Origin of the sequence: Leucobacter alluvii (assembly GCF_039530485.1) — a bacterium.
GTDB classification, from domain to species: Bacteria; Actinomycetota; Actinomycetes; order Actinomycetales; family Microbacteriaceae; genus Leucobacter; species Leucobacter alluvii.
This window is the reverse complement of record NZ_BAAAOP010000012.1, coordinates 492,779-507,684: the sequence shown is the minus strand read 5'-3', so window position 1 is coordinate 507,684 and position 14,906 is coordinate 492,779. Positions and strand designations below refer to the sequence as shown.

The 14,906-nt window shown below is 66.5% G+C and carries 15 protein-coding genes; 11 read left to right on the top strand and 4 right to left on the bottom strand.

What is annotated here, in order from left to right; all coding sequences use genetic code 11:
* Positions 1-14: 14 nt before the first annotated feature.
* From ABFX18_RS13540 to pdxT, 3 genes are all read left to right on the top strand, one after another.
* On the top strand, positions 15-1,331 hold the full coding sequence (locus ABFX18_RS13540) for an alkylhydroperoxidase domain protein (protein WP_346058604.1): 1,317 nt from the start codon (positions 15-17) through the stop codon (positions 1,329-1,331).
* 118 nt (positions 1,332-1,449) lie between these two features.
* Complete coding sequence (pdxS, locus tag ABFX18_RS13535; protein WP_346058603.1) at positions 1,450-2,367, top strand: pyridoxal 5'-phosphate synthase lyase subunit PdxS; 918 nt, start codon at positions 1,450-1,452, stop codon at positions 2,365-2,367.
* Positions 2,364-3,071 carry a pyridoxal 5'-phosphate synthase glutaminase subunit PdxT gene (gene pdxT / locus ABFX18_RS13530; RefSeq protein ID WP_346058602.1) on the top strand — a complete coding sequence of 236 codons (708 nt, stop codon included), beginning with the start codon at positions 2,364-2,366 and terminating at the stop codon, positions 3,069-3,071. The genes pdxS and pdxT overlap by 4 nt, the downstream gene beginning before the upstream one ends.
* A 51-nt stretch (positions 3,072-3,122) precedes the next feature.
* Here the strand turns inward: pdxT and ABFX18_RS13525 are convergent, their stop codons facing one another.
* The gene (locus tag ABFX18_RS13525) at positions 3,123-3,671 is read right to left on the bottom strand and encodes a helix-turn-helix domain-containing protein (protein ID WP_090146478.1); all 549 of its coding nucleotides are present in this window, start codon (positions 3,669-3,671) and stop codon (positions 3,123-3,125) included.
* A gap of 64 nt (positions 3,672-3,735) precedes the next feature.
* Between ABFX18_RS13525 and ABFX18_RS13520 the strand changes: the two genes are divergently transcribed.
* Together ABFX18_RS13520 and ABFX18_RS13515 are read left to right on the top strand one after the other, a co-directional pair.
* Positions 3,736-4,731, top strand: a complete 996-nt coding sequence (locus ABFX18_RS13520; RefSeq protein ID WP_346058601.1) for an NAD(P)/FAD-dependent oxidoreductase — start codon at positions 3,736-3,738, stop codon at positions 4,729-4,731.
* Between the two features lies 1 nt (position 4,732).
* Complete coding sequence (locus tag ABFX18_RS13515) at positions 4,733-5,452, top strand: class I SAM-dependent methyltransferase (RefSeq protein ID WP_346058600.1); 720 nt, start codon at positions 4,733-4,735, stop codon at positions 5,450-5,452.
* Between the two features lie 322 nt (positions 5,453-5,774).
* On the opposite strand, the gene aspS is transcribed toward ABFX18_RS13515, so the two are convergent.
* A complete protein-coding gene (gene aspS, locus ABFX18_RS13510) occupies positions 5,775-7,118 on the bottom strand; it encodes an aspartate--tRNA(Asn) ligase (protein WP_336662759.1) in 1,344 nt (447 codons plus the stop codon).
* A gap of 164 nt (positions 7,119-7,282) precedes the next feature.
* On the opposite strand from aspS, the gene ABFX18_RS13505 reads away from it, so the two are divergent.
* The 4 genes from ABFX18_RS13505 to resB are packed head-to-tail and all read left to right on the top strand — an operon-like array spanning position 7,283 to position 10,977.
* Complete coding sequence (locus tag ABFX18_RS13505; protein WP_200330244.1) at positions 7,283-7,927, top strand: histidine phosphatase family protein; 645 nt, start codon at positions 7,283-7,285, stop codon at positions 7,925-7,927.
* Positions 7,924-8,550: a TlpA family protein disulfide reductase gene (locus tag ABFX18_RS13500; RefSeq protein WP_090146505.1), complete on the top strand. Its 627-nt coding sequence runs from the start codon at positions 7,924-7,926 to the stop codon at positions 8,548-8,550. The genes ABFX18_RS13505 and ABFX18_RS13500 overlap by 4 nt, the downstream gene beginning before the upstream one ends.
* A gap of 2 nt (positions 8,551-8,552) precedes the next feature.
* The gene (locus tag ABFX18_RS13495) at positions 8,553-9,326 is read left to right on the top strand and encodes a cytochrome c biogenesis CcdA family protein (protein WP_346058599.1); all 774 of its coding nucleotides are present in this window, start codon (positions 8,553-8,555) and stop codon (positions 9,324-9,326) included.
* Positions 9,310-10,977 carry a cytochrome c biogenesis protein ResB gene (gene resB, locus ABFX18_RS13490; RefSeq protein WP_346058598.1) on the top strand — a complete coding sequence of 556 codons (1,668 nt, stop codon included), beginning with the start codon at positions 9,310-9,312 and terminating at the stop codon, positions 10,975-10,977. The genes ABFX18_RS13495 and resB overlap by 17 nt, the downstream gene beginning before the upstream one ends.
* A gap of 191 nt (positions 10,978-11,168) precedes the next feature.
* Here the strand turns inward: resB and ABFX18_RS13485 are convergent, their stop codons facing one another.
* Entirely contained in the window at positions 11,169-11,813 is a 645-nt protein-coding gene (locus ABFX18_RS13485; protein ID WP_346058597.1) for a hypothetical protein, read from the bottom strand.
* A gap of 253 nt (positions 11,814-12,066) precedes the next feature.
* On the opposite strand from ABFX18_RS13485, the gene ABFX18_RS13480 reads away from it, so the two are divergent.
* Together ABFX18_RS13480 and ABFX18_RS13475 are read left to right on the top strand one after the other, a co-directional pair.
* Entirely contained in the window at positions 12,067-12,627 is a 561-nt protein-coding gene (locus ABFX18_RS13480; RefSeq protein WP_346058596.1) for a helix-turn-helix domain-containing protein, read from the top strand.
* Complete coding sequence (locus ABFX18_RS13475; RefSeq protein WP_346058595.1) at positions 12,614-13,933, top strand: HipA domain-containing protein; 1,320 nt, start codon at positions 12,614-12,616, stop codon at positions 13,931-13,933. The genes ABFX18_RS13480 and ABFX18_RS13475 overlap by 14 nt, the downstream gene beginning before the upstream one ends.
* Positions 13,934-14,084: 151 nt before the next feature.
* Here the strand turns inward: ABFX18_RS13475 and ABFX18_RS13470 are convergent, their stop codons facing one another.
* The gene (locus tag ABFX18_RS13470) at positions 14,085-14,894 is read right to left on the bottom strand and encodes an ABC transporter permease subunit (protein ID WP_090146513.1); all 810 of its coding nucleotides are present in this window, start codon (positions 14,892-14,894) and stop codon (positions 14,085-14,087) included.
* Between the last annotated feature and the right edge of the window lie 12 nt (positions 14,895-14,906).

Sequence of the window (14,906 nt, the reverse complement as noted above, 5' to 3'; positions counted from 1 at the left end):
GGAGCACCACCGCAATGACCCTTCCCGCATTCGTCCACACCGACATCATCGCCGCACTGACCGGCATCTCCCCGGGCGACGCCCTCGATCGGGCGCGCGATCGCCGCCCGGAATCGAAGCAGCACGCGCAGGGCAGCTTCGAGGCGCTCTTCGTGCCGCTCGACGCCTCTGAGGTGTCGCTGGCCGAGCGGGCCGCGGTCGGGCTGTTCGTCGCGCGGCTGCACGAGGAGCCGGAGGCCGTCGCGTTCTACGGTGCGCTGCTGCGCGAGACGGGGGGTGGTGCCGGGCTCGAGCCCCTGATCGTCGCAGAAGCCGGGCGCGCTGCCGGGCAGGGCCCGTACGGGGCGTTCCGCGCGGAGAACGCCCCCGAGAGCGAAGCCGGGCCCGAGTACAGCGTCGCCTCGGTCGAAGCCGCCTATGCGCTGGGCGATCGGCTCTCAGCGGCGCTCGAGCACGCGCACATGCTGGTGCTCCACCCGCGCGACGCCGATCGTGAGCGCCTCGGTCGGCTGCTCGACGCCGGATGGAGCAGCACCGGTATCGTCACGCTCTCCCAGCTCATCTCGTTCCTCGCGTTCCAACTGCGCGTCGCCCACGGCTTGCGCGAACTGCGCGAGAGCGTCGGCGGCGCCGCGGCGACGCGCGCCGAAGACCTCCCGGCGCTCGCCGCCGACGTCGCCGCGGTGGCGCGCGAACGTGCAGGGGCGTCGACCGAACAGGCGCCGGTTGCGGCTGCAGAGGCACTGCCAGCTGCGCCTCGTGTCGACGAGCCAGCACGCTTCACGCAAGACGTGCTGGGGTGGAAGCCGTGGCTCGAGCCCCTGCCGGTCGCCGAGTTCACCGAGGCGCACTACGACGCGCTCGTGCAGCGCGACCGCGTGCACATGCCGTACTTCCGGTTGCTCGCGCGTGATCCCGAAGCGCTGCGGGAGCGCACGCTCACCGACCTCGACATCTTCTTCAACACCGACGCCGGGCTGCCTCGCGCCGAGCGCGAACTCGCAGCGGCCGCCGCTTCGCGCTTCAACGGGTGCGTGTTCTGCGCCTCGGTGCATTCGCGGTTCGCGACGGAGCAGGGCGCCGATCGTGCCGAGGTGCAGCGGTTGCTCGACGAAGGGGTGGGGGCTCGGATCTCGACGAGGATCGACGCCATCGTCGACGCGACCGTCGCTCTGACGGCGACGCCGCCGCGCTTCGGGCAGCCCCAGATCTCCGCCCTGCGCGACGTGGGGCTCGCCGAGCTCGAACTGCTCGACGCGATTCAGGCGGGCGCCTTCTTCAACTGGGCGAACCGCCTGATGCTCTCGATCGGTGAACCCACGACGGCCTGAGGCGCACCGCCGGCTCCCCGATCTATCGAGGAGCCGGCGGGGCCGAAGGATTGGTCTCCTGCAACTTGGCACTTGTGGACCTTGAGGCAGACCAATGCGGCCGGGCAAGCTGGTGCGTATGACCGAATCCCAGGCATCAGTGTCCACCGCAGCTCCGACCACCGGCTCGCCCCTCGTCAAGCGAGGCCTCGCCGACATGCTCAAGGGCGGGGTGATCATGGACGTCGTCACCCCCGAACAGGCGAGGATCGCGGAAGACGCCGGTGCCGTCGCCGTGATGGCGCTCGAGCGCGTTCCGGCGGACATCCGCGCACAGGGCGGGGTGGCGCGCATGAGCGACCCGGACCTCATCGACGGCATCAGAGCGACCGTTTCGATTCCCGTGATGGCGAAGGCCCGCATCGGGCACTTCGTCGAAGCGCAGGTGCTCGAAGCGCTCGAGGTGGATTACATCGATGAATCGGAGGTGCTGTCGCCTGCCGACTACGTGAACCACATCGACAAGCAGCGGTTCACGGTTCCGTTCGTGTGCGGGGCGACGAACCTGGGCGAAGCGCTTCGCCGCATCTCAGAGGGTGCGGCGATGATCCGCTCGAAGGGCGAGGCCGGCACCGGCGACGTCTCGGAGGCGACCAAGCACATCCGCACCATTCGCGGGGAGATCGCCCGCCTCTCCGCGCTCGGTCCGGATGAGCTGTACGTCGCGGCGAAGGACCTGGCTGCGCCGTACGACCTCGTCCGAGAGGTCGCGGCCGGTGGCCGCCTGCCGGTGGTGCTCTTCACCGCGGGCGGGGTGGCCACGCCCGCGGATGCGGCGATGATGATGCAGCTCGGCGCCGACGGGGTCTTCGTGGGATCCGGCATCTTCAAGTCGGGCGACCCCGCGAAGCGTGCCGCCGCCATCGTGCGAGCGACGGCGCGTTTCGATGACCCCGGCGTGATCGCAGAGGCCTCCCGCGGACTGGGAGAGGCCATGGTGGGCATCAACGTCGCCGACCTGCCCGCCCCGCACCGCTTGGCCGCGCGAGGGTGGTGACGGAGCCCCGCTCGGCACCCGTCGTCGGGGTGCTCGCGCTGCAGGGGGGCGTGTCGGAGCACGGCGACGTGCTCGAGCAGCTCGGCGCGCGCGTCGTGCTGGTGCGACGCGAGAGCGACTTCGCGGGTGCTGACGGACCGCGCATCGATGCGCTCGTGCTGCCCGGCGGAGAATCCAGCGCACAGGATCGGCTGCTCCGCCTCTTCGATATGGCTGAGGGCCTGCGATCGATCATCACGGAGGGGCTCCCCACGCTGGGAACGTGCGCCGGGCTCGTGCTGCTCTCCCGAGAGGTGCGGGATGCGGCACCCTCTCAGAGATCTCTCGACGTGCTCGACGTCGCCGTGCGACGCAATGCGCTCGGCCCGCAGCTGGTGTCGCACGAGGTCGACATCGCGGTCGACGCGGCTGAGGTGATCGGGCGGCAGGACGGCCGCGTGCGTGCGGCGCTCATCCGCGCTCCGGAGGTGCTTTCAGTCGGAATCGGCGCTCGCGCGATTTGCCGAGTCGACGGGCGCGTGCTCGGCGCCACGACGGCGGCGCCCGGGGGCGACTCGGACGCGGGGCCCGAGCGCGACACGGATGGCAGGATCGGCGCTCGCGACGCTCGGCGCAGGCTCGGTACGGTGACGGGCATCGCCTTCCATCCGGAGCTCACGGGCGACGCGGCCTTCCACAGGGCGCTCCTCGCGCAGGTCCGCTGATCGGCATGGCGTGCGGGCGCGGGGAAGGGGGAAGTGGAGGGTCGCGCCGGCCTACGTGCTGTGCAGGTGCAGCCGTTCGCCGACCGTGTTGAAGATGCTGATCACCTCGCACGGCGTCGTCCCCTCGGCCTGCATGAGGTGCGGCACCGTCGTGTCGAACTCCGCCGCCTCGCCTCGACCGAGCACGTGCTCGCGCTCGGCGAGTGAGAGGCGCAATCTGCCCGACAGCACGTAGAGCCACTCGTGTCCCTCGTGCACCTGCAACTCGCACTCGGGAGCTCCGGGGTGGTAGGTGATCTTGAACGCGCGCACCTCCGAGGCCTCCCGCGTGAGCGGAGCGATCGTCATCCCGTCGCGACGAATCGTGGTGCGGTGCACGCGAGGGTCTCGATCCGGAGCGTCGAGGAGGTCATCGACGCGGATGCCGAGCTGTCGGGTGACGGGGAGCAGGAGTTCGAGGCTCGCTTGCCGTTTGCCGGATTCCAGCCGCGAGAGCGTGCTCGTGGACATCCCGGCCCGAGCCGCGAGGTCCTCCAGAGTCCATCCGCGATCCTGCCGCGCGGCGCGCAGTCTCGGCCCGAGGCGCTGCAGTTCATCCATGATGCTCCTTGCCATTATCGCAAATCAGATTGCAATTATTGCACATTCCCCCGAGGCTGGGACCATGACGAATACTGAATGGGATGCCATTGTGATCGGCGGCGGGGCGGCAGGACTCAGTGCGGCGCAGGCGCTCGGACGTTCGCTTCGGCGCACCCTCGTGATCGACGGGGGCGCACCGCGCAACCGCTTCGCCTCTCACATGCACAACGTGCTGGGCCTCGACGGCACTCCGCCGCTCGAGCTCGTCGCACGCGGACGCGCCGAGGCCGAGACCTACGGGGTCGAGTTCCGGCAGGCGGACGTGCGCGGGGTGCGGGATACGAAGGGGGAGACCTCGTCCGCTTCCCTGGAGGCCGGCAGCCCGGGCGGTTCGATGTCCGTCGAACTCGGATCGGGAGAGGTGCTGCAGACGAGGGCTCTGATCGTCGCGACGGGTGTGACCGACGTGCTGCCCGAGATCCCCGGACTCGCGGAGCGATGGGGCACGAGCGTCCTGCACTGCCCGTACTGCCATGGCTGGGAGGTTCGGGGCAGGCGAATCGCGGTGATCACCACCTCGCCGCTCGGCATGCACCAGGCGAAACTGCTGCGGCAGTGGAGCGATGACGTCACCGTGTTCACGGCCGGACTCGTCGACGCGCGCGGCGACAGCGTGCTCGATGCCGATACCGAACGCGGAATGCGGGCCCGGGGCGTGCGCTTGGTCTCGGCACCGGTCGTCGAGGTCGTCGGATCGGGTGCCGATGTCAGCGGGGTGCGCACCGCCGACGGGCGGGAGTTCGAGATCGACGCGGTCTTCACGGGATTCGCCATGGTGCCGCAGGATCAGTTCCTCTCCGGCGTCGCGCTCGACCGCAGTGAGACCCCGATGGGCCTCACGGTCTCGGTCGATCCGATGCAGCGCACGAGCCACCCGCGCATCTGGGCTGCGGGGAACGTCGTGAGCGCCGCGGCCTCCGTGCCCCTCGTGATGGGTGCGGGCAACATGGCGGGTGCAGCGGCGAATGCCGCGCTCGTCGATGAGGATTACGCGCTCGCCGCAGCTGGGGCGAACTGAGGTGGGCGCGCACCAGCACGGGCCGCACGCCCCTGGCGAGCAGCGCTCGGGGGACGAAGCGCACGGGCACACCGATGCGAGCGCGGTGCCGTCGGATCCGGTGGCCTTCTGGGAGCAGCGGTACGGCTCGGCCGACCGGATCTGGTCCGGTGCGGTGAATCGTACGCTCGCAGATCTCGCACATGACTGGGCGCCGGGGCGCGCCCTCGACCTCGGAAGCGGAGAAGGCGGTGATGTGCTCTGGCTCGCGGAGCGCGGATGGGATGCGACTGGCATCGATCTCTCGTCGACCGCCGTCGCCCGGGCGCGGGCCGCGGCTGCGGAGCGGGGTCTCGCGCGGGCGCATTTCATCGCCGCAGACCTCGGCGAGTGGTGCGACGATCCGGCCGGCGTCGACGGCAGCGCATCACCGTTCGATCTCGTCACAGCGAGCTTCTTCCAATCACCGGTCGCGCTGCCCCGCGACCGCATTCTGCGGACGGCCGCTGGCCGCGTGGCCCCCGGAGGGCGGCTCGTGCTCATCGCCCACGCCGCCGCGCCCCAGTGGTCATCGCATCACGACGAGGACTTTCCGACGCCCGCGACGGAGCTCGCGGACCTCGGGCTGCGCCCGGACGCGTGGACCGTCGAGGTCGCAGAAGTGCGCGAACGCTCCGGGCGCGGCCCCGACGGAACGGCGCACCTGCTCAGCGACTCCGTGGTGGTGGCGCGGATGCGCTGACCGATGCGGGGAGCGGCGATGACGCCCCCGCCGGATCCCGCATTATCCGTTTTTCCCCCCGCACCGATACCTGTCCTACCGGTCGCAGGAGTCTATGAGACGACGCTTATCGGCGGACTGCTCAACGCGGCGTTGGGAGCGATTCGAACACTCTCTGTGGAGACGCGCGATCCCTCGGGCTGGATCTCGAACCAGCGTACCGTCACCGGCAGCTGGGTCGCGCTGGGCTTGCAGCCTCCGACGTGCAGCATGACGCCGGCCGCGTGAACGACGATGGCGCCCATCCGCCGGAGCGGAGGGCGCCATCGAGGTGTGCACGCGGTTACGGGAGCAGGCGATTCGGCCCGCGGAAGAGGTACGTGACCTCGCGAATCGACTGCTGCTTGAGCAGGAGCATCAGCACGCGGTTGAGGCCCATGCCGAAGCCGCCGTGCGGGGGCACCCCGTAGCGGAAGAAGTCGAGGTAGAAGCTGAGCTCCTTCGGATCCATGCCCTTCTCGACGGCCTGAGCTTCGAGCACCTCGATGCGGTGCTCGCGCTGCGCGCCCGTCGAGATCTCAGTGCCGCGGTAGATGAGGTCGTAGCTCTGCGTGAGCTGCGGGTTCTCAGCGTTGCGCATGTGGTAGAACGGGCGGATCGACGCGTCGTAGTCCGTGAGGAACACGAAGTCGTGGCCGAACTTCTTCTTGACGTGAGCCGCGATGCGGCGCTCGCCCTCCGGGTCCATATCGGCGTCGGCGCGAGGCACCTCGTAGCCCTCCGCCTTCACGATCTCCTTCGCCTCGGCGAGGGGGATGCGCGGGAACGGGCGCGACGGCACCTCGACCTCGATGCCGAAGAGCTTCTCGATCTCAGCGCCGAGCTGCTCCTTGACCGCGGTCAGGCCGGCGACGAGCAGCTCCTCATGCAGCTCCATCACGTCTTCCGGGGAGTCGATCCAGCTCAGCTCGGTGTCGATCGAGGTGAACTCGGTCGCGTGCCGCGACGTGAACGAGTGGTCGGCGCGGAAGGCGGGCCCCACCTCGAAGATGCCGCCGAAGCCCGCGGCCTGAGCCATCTGCTTGAAGAACTGGGGGCTCTGGGCGAGAAACGCCTTGCCCTCGAAGTACTCGACCTCGAAGAGCTCGGCGCGCGACTCGGAGGCGCTCGCCATGAGCTTCGGGGTCTGGATCTCGATGAAACCGCGATCGACCCAGACCTGGCGCAGCGCGTGCAGGAACGCGGTCTGCACGCGGAAGACGAGGTTCTGCTCGGGTCGGCGCAGGTCGAGGAAGCGCCAGTCGAGACGCACGTCGATGTTCGAGTCGCCGGCGACCGGGTTGTCGGGGAGCGAAGCCGTGACGACCTCGATCTCCTCGATCTGCACCTCGACGCCGCCGAGCTTCACGCGCTCGTTGTGCTGCAGCTCTCCGGTGACCGTCACGAACGACCCCTGGGTCAGTTCGGAGATCGTGGTGGTGCGGGGCACGAGCACGTCCGAGCGGGGGTTCTCGGGATCCGGCTCGCGCAGCACGCCGCCGTTGACGAGCTGGACGGCTCCCGACTCGTCGCGCAGCACGACGAACTGCACGTACCTCTGGTCGCGAACCTTCTCCACCCACCCGGAGACTCGTACGGTGCCGTCTTCGCGGGCGGCCAGGTCCTTGATCAATACACGCTCAGTCACCCGGACAGTCTAGCCGTCGCGCCACAAGGCGCCGTACGGGGCCGCAAAGTGAGATGGAAGGCCGCCTTCGCCTGAGCCCGAGCCTGCGCCTGACCCCGAGCGCACATCCGCCCTCCCCGCGCTCGGCCCCGAACTCCCAGACACCCCGAACGTACAATGGAGACGTGAGCGACAAACTGCTGCATTTGGTGCGCCATGGCGAGGTGCACAACCCGGATCGCGTGCTGTACGGCCGCCTTCCGGGTTTCCGCCTGTCAGAACGCGGTCACCAGATGGCGGAGGCCGCAGCACTCGAGTTGGCGGGCAGCGACCGGGTCGTCACCAAGCTCTTCGCTTCGCCGCTGGAGCGCGCGCAGCAGTCGGCGCGCCCGATCGCAAGTGCGCTGAGCCTCGAGATCGCGACCGAGGAACGCATCATCGAGCCGACCAATGCGTTCGAGGGCATGGTCAGCTCCGGCGCCGACCGCGCCTTCACGAAGCCGCAGTACTGGTATCGCTACCTCAATCCGTTCCGTCCGAGCTGGGGCGAGCCGTACCGGCAGATCGCGGATCGCGTGCGCTCGGCGATGAACGACGCCTGGGATTCGACGCGTGATGGCGACATCGTGATGGTGTCTCACCAGTCGCCGATCTGGATGGCGCACCTCGACATCACCGGAAAACCCCTGTTCCACAATCCATCATCGCGACGTTGCGACCTGTCGAGCATCACCACCTTCGAGAAGCGCGGCGAGCGCTGGTTCGAGGTCGACTACCGTACCCCCGCCGCCGGTCTGATCGACGACGCCGTAGATGTAGGAGCCGTATGAGCCTGCGACGCACCGCAACCGCTGTCACCCTGACGCTCTCGGCCGCACTCGTGCTGGTCGGCTGCAGCAGCGAGGGCGCCGACCTCGCCTCGCAGTACCAGGAGGGGAGCGACAAGGGCTACGTCTCCGGAGACGGCTCCGCGCTGAGCATCCCGGTGTCGGAGCGCACCGATCCTGTCGAGTTCTCCGGCGTGGACGAGAGCGGCGAGACGTTCGGCTCCGATGACACGGCCGGCGAGGTGACGGTCGTGAACTTCTGGTACGCGGGGTGCGCTCCGTGCCGCGTCGAGGCCCCCGATCTGGTCACCGCATTCGATGAGTACTCGGATGCGGGCGTGCAGTTCGTCGGTGTGAACACGCGCGATCAGGTGGCTCAGGCGCAGCAGTTCTCGCAGGAGTTCGACATCGAGTACCCGTCGATCATGGACAACGCGGGCGGCCGGTCCGTGCAGCGCGCCTTCGCCGGCCAGGTGCCGCTCAACGCGGTGCCGACGACCCTGGTGCTGGATCGCGAGGGTCGAGTGGCGCACCGCGTGCTCGGGCAGCTCGCGAGCGCCTCTCAACTGAGCACCTTGATCGACGAGACGCTCGCCGAATCGAGCGACACCGCCGGCGAGCAGTAGCGGTGGAGCACATCGTCGCCGACGGGCAACTGCTCGTCGCATCGCTCATCGCAATCGCCGCTGGGCTGCTCTCGTTCCTCTCCCCGTGCGTGCTGCCGCTCGTCCCCGGCTACCTCGCGTATGTTGGCGCGACCGCGGCAGCCCACGGAGAGCAGCGCGGGGTGGCGACTGCCGGGTCTGTCCCTGGAGCGCGCGCGCCGCGCGGTCGGGTGCTGCTCGGCTCGGTGCTGTTCGTGCTCGGCTTCACCGTCGTGCTCGTCGCGTTTCTCGCGGCCGCGGGAACGGTCGGAGTGTGGCTCCTCGAGTGGGAGTCCGTGATCACTCGAGTCATGGGCGCGGTGATCATCGTGATGGGGCTCGTGTTCGTCGGGCTCTTCAACCGGATGCAGACGACGAAGAAGATGCGCATCAAGCCGAAGCTCGGGCTCGCTGGGGCGCCGCTCCTGGGCGCGGTGTTCGCCGTCGGATGGACGCCCTGCATGGGCCCGACGCTCGGTGTGATCATGACGTTGAGCTTGCAGCAGGGCTCGGTGGCTCGATCGGTCGTGCTGGCGATCGCCTATTGCATCGGTCTCGGCCTCCCCTTCATCCTCGCCGCGCTCGGCTTCGGGTGGCTCACGCGGACCATGACATTCTTCAAACGGCATATTCGTGTCGTGAACCTGATCGGCGGCGGGCTGCTGATCCTCATCGGTCTCCTGATGGTGACCGGCCTCTGGAGCAAGATGATGTACGCACTGCAGGCGGTGATTGGCGGCTATGTCACGCCCCTCTGATTACGACGACGGAACCGGCGCGGGCGGGTCGCTTCGCGCCGAATCGCCCGAGCTCGGTTTCACCGGCTGGATGCGGTGGTTCTGGCGGCAGCTCACGAGCATGCGCGTCGCGCTCGTGCTGCTCCTGCTGCTCGCCGTCGCGGCGATCCCCGGTTCACTGGTGCCGCAGCGCAGCGCCGACCCGAACGGCGTGGTGCAGTACCAGGCCGATCACCCCAAGCTCTTCCCGATTCTGGACGCCTTCCCGATCCAGGCGTTCGACGTGTACGGATCGGTGTGGTTCTCCGCGATCTACCTGCTGCTCTTCATCTCGTTGATCGGCTGCGTCATCCCGCGCATCACGCACCATTGGAAGGCGTGGCGCGGCCGACCCCCGAAGACGCCGGCTCGCCTCGAACGCATGGCCGGTTTCTCCGAGGTGCGTCTGGTGAATCCCGATGCCAGCGACGAGGATCGCGCGGCCTTCGCCGAGCGCGCGGTCGAGGAGGCCGCTCACCTCCTGAAGAAGATGCGCTACCGCACCGAGATCCAGCGCGTCTCGCGTCGCGGCGTGGAGACCGTGTCGGTCTCGGCCGAGCGCGGGTACCTGCGTGAGACCGGCAATCTGCTCTTCCACATCTCCCTGCTCGGCGTGCTCATCAGCGTGGGCGTCGGTGGGATCTTCACCTTCAACGGGCAGAAGGTGCTCGTCGAAGGGGAGACGATGGTGAACCAGCTCATCGACTACGACACGGTGAACACGGGCCGGGCGTTCGACTCGACGAGCCTCGACCCGTTCGGCTTGAAGCTCGACTCGCTCGACGTCACGTACGTCACGCCCGATGACGGCAACACGCACGCGATCGGTCAGGTGCGCGACTACACGGCGAACCTCGAACTCATCGACCCCGAGGACGGAAGCGTCAGCGACGAGACGATTCAGGTGAATCACCCGTTGCGCGTGCACGGCTCCCCGATCTACCTCATCGCCAACGGGTACGCTCCGCGGATCACCGTGAAGAACGCGGAGGGCACCGTCGTCTACAGCGAGGCGATGCCGTTCATTCCGCAGGACAACATGACGATGACCTCGCTCGGCGTCGTGAAGGTGCCGTACGGCATCACCGATGCGGCGGGGGATCAGGTGCAGGTCGGCCTGCGCGGCTTCTTCTACCCGACCAAGGCCGATCTCGACACGGGCGCCTATACGTCGAACTACCCCGACCTCGAGAATCCGGTGCTCACACTCGACGTGTTCGTCGGCGACCTCGGCATCGACGACGGTGTGCCGCGCTCCGTGTATTCACTCGACACGTCGAACATGGAGCAGCTCACCGGGCGCGCGATCGACGCGGAATCGATCGAGCTCGTGCCGGGCTCGACCGCAGAGCTGCCGAACGGGATGGGCACGATCACGCTCGACGACGCGCCGCGCTACGCGTCGTTCGACGTGATGCGCAACCCGGCGCAGACCTACGTGCTCGTGTTCGCCTTGCTCGCGCTCGGCGGCCTGGTGTGGTCGCTGTTCGTCGCGCGTCGTCGCATGTGGGTGAAGGCGGTTCCCACCGAAGACGGCCTGGTGCTCCAGTACGCGGCGCTCGCCCGCGGAGACGACCCTGCGCTCGAGCGGGCAGTCGAGGAGCTGCGCGACAAGCATCGCGACCGCCTGTAGCTGTACGGTCCCGGATCGTTGTTGTGGCAGATTGCGGCGTCATCGACTCCAAGGTCACTGTCATCGAACGGCCACTGCCGGAAGACGGCGGAACCGTCGAAGTTGAAGTCACAACCGCAAAGCCTGGTGCGCGCGTGACCGGGTGGCTCGTCAGTTTCGACTACGACCACTGAGAGGTGAGAGCGGTGCTGTCAGCTCTTCCGTAGCTGAGGGTTGAGCTCGAGCATGCTCTCGATGGTGGGGTCGAGGAACGGCCCGATCGAGCCCACCGTCGCGACCCAAACGTTGTCTATGAACGCGAACCGGACCGGCATCGACTTCCGACGCTGCGGATCCTCATCGATGTACGTGACCCCGTCCGCCGTCTCACCTTCCACGAACACCGAGTCGTCGAGCGCGGACGTGAACTCCTCCCGCACCTCCGTGCTGAGTTCAGCGACGACCACGTCAATAATCCCGTCGGACTGCGGGTACGCCCATCTGCAGTGAGACAGCTGCTCCGCTGACTCGTAGGCAGAGACGGCAGCAGGTCCGAACGACTCAAGTGACAACTCAGAAAGCCGCTCAGGGCCGACTTCGACGTACTCCGGACGATCGTCGCCGAGGACCTGATGGACCTTCTCGAGCGGCAGCAGCACGTCGCAGCTCGGGACCACGATGTCCACTGGGTCTGTCACGTCTGTCGGTGCCGGTGCTGGGTCGGATGTGGGCCCCGTGCTCGCGAGCGGAGCGGGCTCCTCGGTCGGTTCTTCCGATGGCTCAGGGGCACACGCGGCTAACGCGCCGACAAGTATGAGGGCGGTCGCTGCGGTGAGGCCAAGACGGCGAAGCTTCATGCGTTCAATGTATCGAATCGGTGGCCCTCACATGCCGCCAGCCCGCCGGTTCACGGGGCGGCATAGTGATCACTCACTCATCCAACGTGACGCACTCTAACGGCGAGGCCGAGGCGTCAAAAGTCGTGACTTGACAGTTCCGTCAGGTAGCTAAATTTGACGGTTCCGTCAATTTGTAAAACTTGACGGTGCGTGCGTATTTGATAACTTGACCGTTCTTGCCTATTCTGCTGCTTAACGATACGATCAAGTCATGGCCAGACCGCCGATTAAGACTGCCCCGGATTTCGGGTATGCACTGCGCACTGCGCGCGAGGAGCAAGGTCTCACCCAGGTGGATCTGGCAGAGCGAGCAGACGTGTCCGTCAGGTGGCTTTCAAACTTCGAGCGCGGCAAGTCGCCTCGGGCAGAACTCATCAAGGTGATGCACGTGGCTAGGGCTCTCGGGTTCGTGTTCCAGCTAACCGAAAACGATGGAGATGCAGTTCAGTTTGCCGATGGCGTGCCCAGCTCCATTCACGGCATCGGCCTTCTCCCAATCGGCCTCACTCGAATCAACCGCATGGCCGCAGAGAACGCACTTAAGTCTCTTGGCGGCTCCAGAGGGGTCGATATTCTTAAGAACGTGTCACTCCCTAGCGTGGCGGATCTTGGCATCTCGTCGGTCTATCAGGGAGCACTGTCAGATGCGACGCGCAACATGGACTCGTCGATGTCCGCGATCTCGAAACGCTCGCGAACAGACGCACCGACAACCGGCGAAACTGATTCAGGGTCACCCGACGACGAACCGGAACTTAATGGCGAAGCGTGAGCTCAACGTCTTCTTATACGGCCAGAAAATTGGCGTTCTGTCTGGAAGTGCATCGCAGGTCCAGGGCTTCAAGTACGTCAAGAACTACTCGGGTCCGAAACTGTCGCTATCGATGCCACCCACCCTGCGAAGTGCCCCTCGGATCACAGCGTCCTCATGGTTTGAAGGCCTACTTCCCGAAGGCCATGAACTTCGGAGTTCGATGGCGAGTGTTCACGACTCTCGAGACACGACCACGTTCGGCTTACTCTCGATCGCTGGCCTTGACTGCGCAGGGGCGGTGCAGCTCGTCGACAGTGAGGAACTCCTCTTGCGCTCGGGGCGAGTCAATGAAATAACTGACGCGGAGATCGGGGAACGGCTCAAAGCAGCGGCGACGAATCAGCCGGTAAGTGAAGATGCTGAGCGGTGGTCGGTCGCCGGTCAGCAGGGAAAAATCGCTCTTCATCGAACTGAATCGGGCGTGTGGGCGAAGGCGGAAAACGGCCTTCCCACAACTCACATCCTGAAGCCCGGAATCACGCGGGTTGGCGATGACGAGTTACGTGATCAGGCGCTGATTGAGCACGTTACGCTCGACGCCGCTCGGCGGATGGACCTGTACGTCGCGAGATCAGAATTCTCCTACTTCGACGGTGTCCCGGCCATCGTCGTTGAGAGATACGACCGCGTTTGGGATGACGGGGAGTGCCAGCGGATTCACCAGGAAGATTTTTGCCAGGCTCTGGGGCTTGGTCCTGAGAAGAAGTATGAAGAAAACGGTGGTCCGAGCGTCGCGGATATTGCGGCGCTGATCGAGCGGACGGCCTCGAGTGCCGCGTTATCGGAGCTCATGCGGTACCGGTTCATGGAGATGGTTATCTTCAACTACCTCTCGGGGAGTCCCGATGCGCATGCTAAGAACTACTCGATGCTGTTGCTTCCAGACGGTGATTCGCTCCTTGCGCCGATGTATGACGCGGCATCGGGATTCGCGTTCTCTAAGCGCCGCGGAGGACTTAAATTCCCTCGGGCGGCGATGAAGATCGGGCATCACGACAGGTTCGGTATGTGCTCTGAAGATGATTGGAAGAAGTTCGCAAACGACGTGAAGTTCGACTTTGATCTGGTTCGGCGCGCTCGCGCGGTGATGGCTGAGCGGACTGAGATGGCTTTTCGCTCTGCCATCACGAACGCTCCTGCAAGAGAAGAGTCCATTAACCACTTACTTTCCAGCCCGATGCTGGAGAGGATCGGACGTATCTGCCGATCAGTTTCTGACGCCAACACAGGGGAAGCGGCAGTCATCGACCTGGCACACGAGTAGCGCACATCATCGGTGGCGTATCAGGCAGAAATGTCTCCAAGCACTCTTCGGTTGATCGAGAGAGGGCAAGGCGAGAGGGCTCGGATCGGCGCGCTTCTCTCATTCGCGCGGGTGCGCCGCTGGCGCTCGGGCTCGGCAGCCCCGCCGCGAACTACTTCGCGTCGTTGACCGCCGAGACCTTCTGCGAGAAGTAGACGGGGATCAGTGAGAGGAGGATCATCACGGTCGCCACCACGTTCACCTGGTTCACCTCATTGGGCCGCGCCATCTGGTTCATGATCCAGAGGGGGAGGGTCTCGACGCCCGGGGGGGCGGTGAAGATCGTCACCACGATCTCGTCGAACGAGAGTGCGAACGCCAGCAGGCCGCCCGCGATGAACGCGCTGCGGAACTGCGGGAACGTGACGAGCCGGAAGGTCTGGCCGATGCCGGCTCCGAGATCCATCGATGCCTCGTCGAGATTCGGGTGCATGCGGCGCAGTCGGGCGATCACATTGTTGAAGACCATGACGACGCAGAAGGTGGCGTGAGCGATGATCATGCCCCAGTAGCCGACGTTGATGCCCATGGGCTTCAGCACCTGGAAGTACGTGTTCGAGAGCGCGACACCGGTGACGATGCCGGGAAGGGTGATCGGCAGCACGATGAGCAGGTTGACGGTGTGCTTGCCGAAGAAGTTGAAGCGCTGCAGCGCGAACGCGGCGAGCGTGCCGAGCAGCAGGGCGAACGCCGTCGCGACCGAGGCCACGATCACCGAGTTCAGCAGGGCGGCGTGCACGGCGGGATTCGCGAGGGCCTTGCCCCACCACTCCAGCGAGAAGCCGGGGATCGGCCAGCCCGAGACGCGGCCCGAGTTGAACGAGTTCATGACGATCACGAACAGCGGGATGTACATGAACCCGAGCGCGATCACCGTGATGACGGCGAGCGCGACGCGCGTGGTGCGGTTCAGACGAAGCATGGCGGTCTCCTG

Bases quoted from the DNA above. Each gene is read 5' to 3' on its own strand.
- ABFX18_RS13540 (WP_346058604.1), top strand. From the start codon at position 15: ATGACCCTTCCCGCATTCGTCCACACCGACATCATCGCCGCACTGACC.
- pdxS (WP_346058603.1), top strand. From the start codon at position 1,450: ATGACCGAATCCCAGGCATCAGTGTCCACCGCAGCTCCGACCACCGGC.
- ABFX18_RS13525 (WP_090146478.1), bottom strand. From the start codon at position 3,671: ATGGATGAACTGCAGCGCCTCGGGCCGAGACTGCGCGCCGCGCGGCAG.
- ABFX18_RS13520 (WP_346058601.1), top strand. From the start codon at position 3,736: ATGACGAATACTGAATGGGATGCCATTGTGATCGGCGGCGGGGCGGCA.
- ABFX18_RS13500 (WP_090146505.1), top strand. From the start codon at position 7,924: ATGAGCCTGCGACGCACCGCAACCGCTGTCACCCTGACGCTCTCGGCC.
- resB (WP_346058598.1), top strand. From the start codon at position 9,310: ATGTCACGCCCCTCTGATTACGACGACGGAACCGGCGCGGGCGGGTCG.
- ABFX18_RS13485 (WP_346058597.1), bottom strand. From the start codon at position 11,813: ATGAAGCTTCGCCGTCTTGGCCTCACCGCAGCGACCGCCCTCATACTT.
- ABFX18_RS13480 (WP_346058596.1), top strand. From the start codon at position 12,067: ATGGCCAGACCGCCGATTAAGACTGCCCCGGATTTCGGGTATGCACTG.
- ABFX18_RS13475 (WP_346058595.1), top strand. From the start codon at position 12,614: ATGGCGAAGCGTGAGCTCAACGTCTTCTTATACGGCCAGAAAATTGGC.
- ABFX18_RS13470 (WP_090146513.1), bottom strand. From the start codon at position 14,894: ATGCTTCGTCTGAACCGCACCACGCGCGTCGCGCTCGCCGTCATCACG.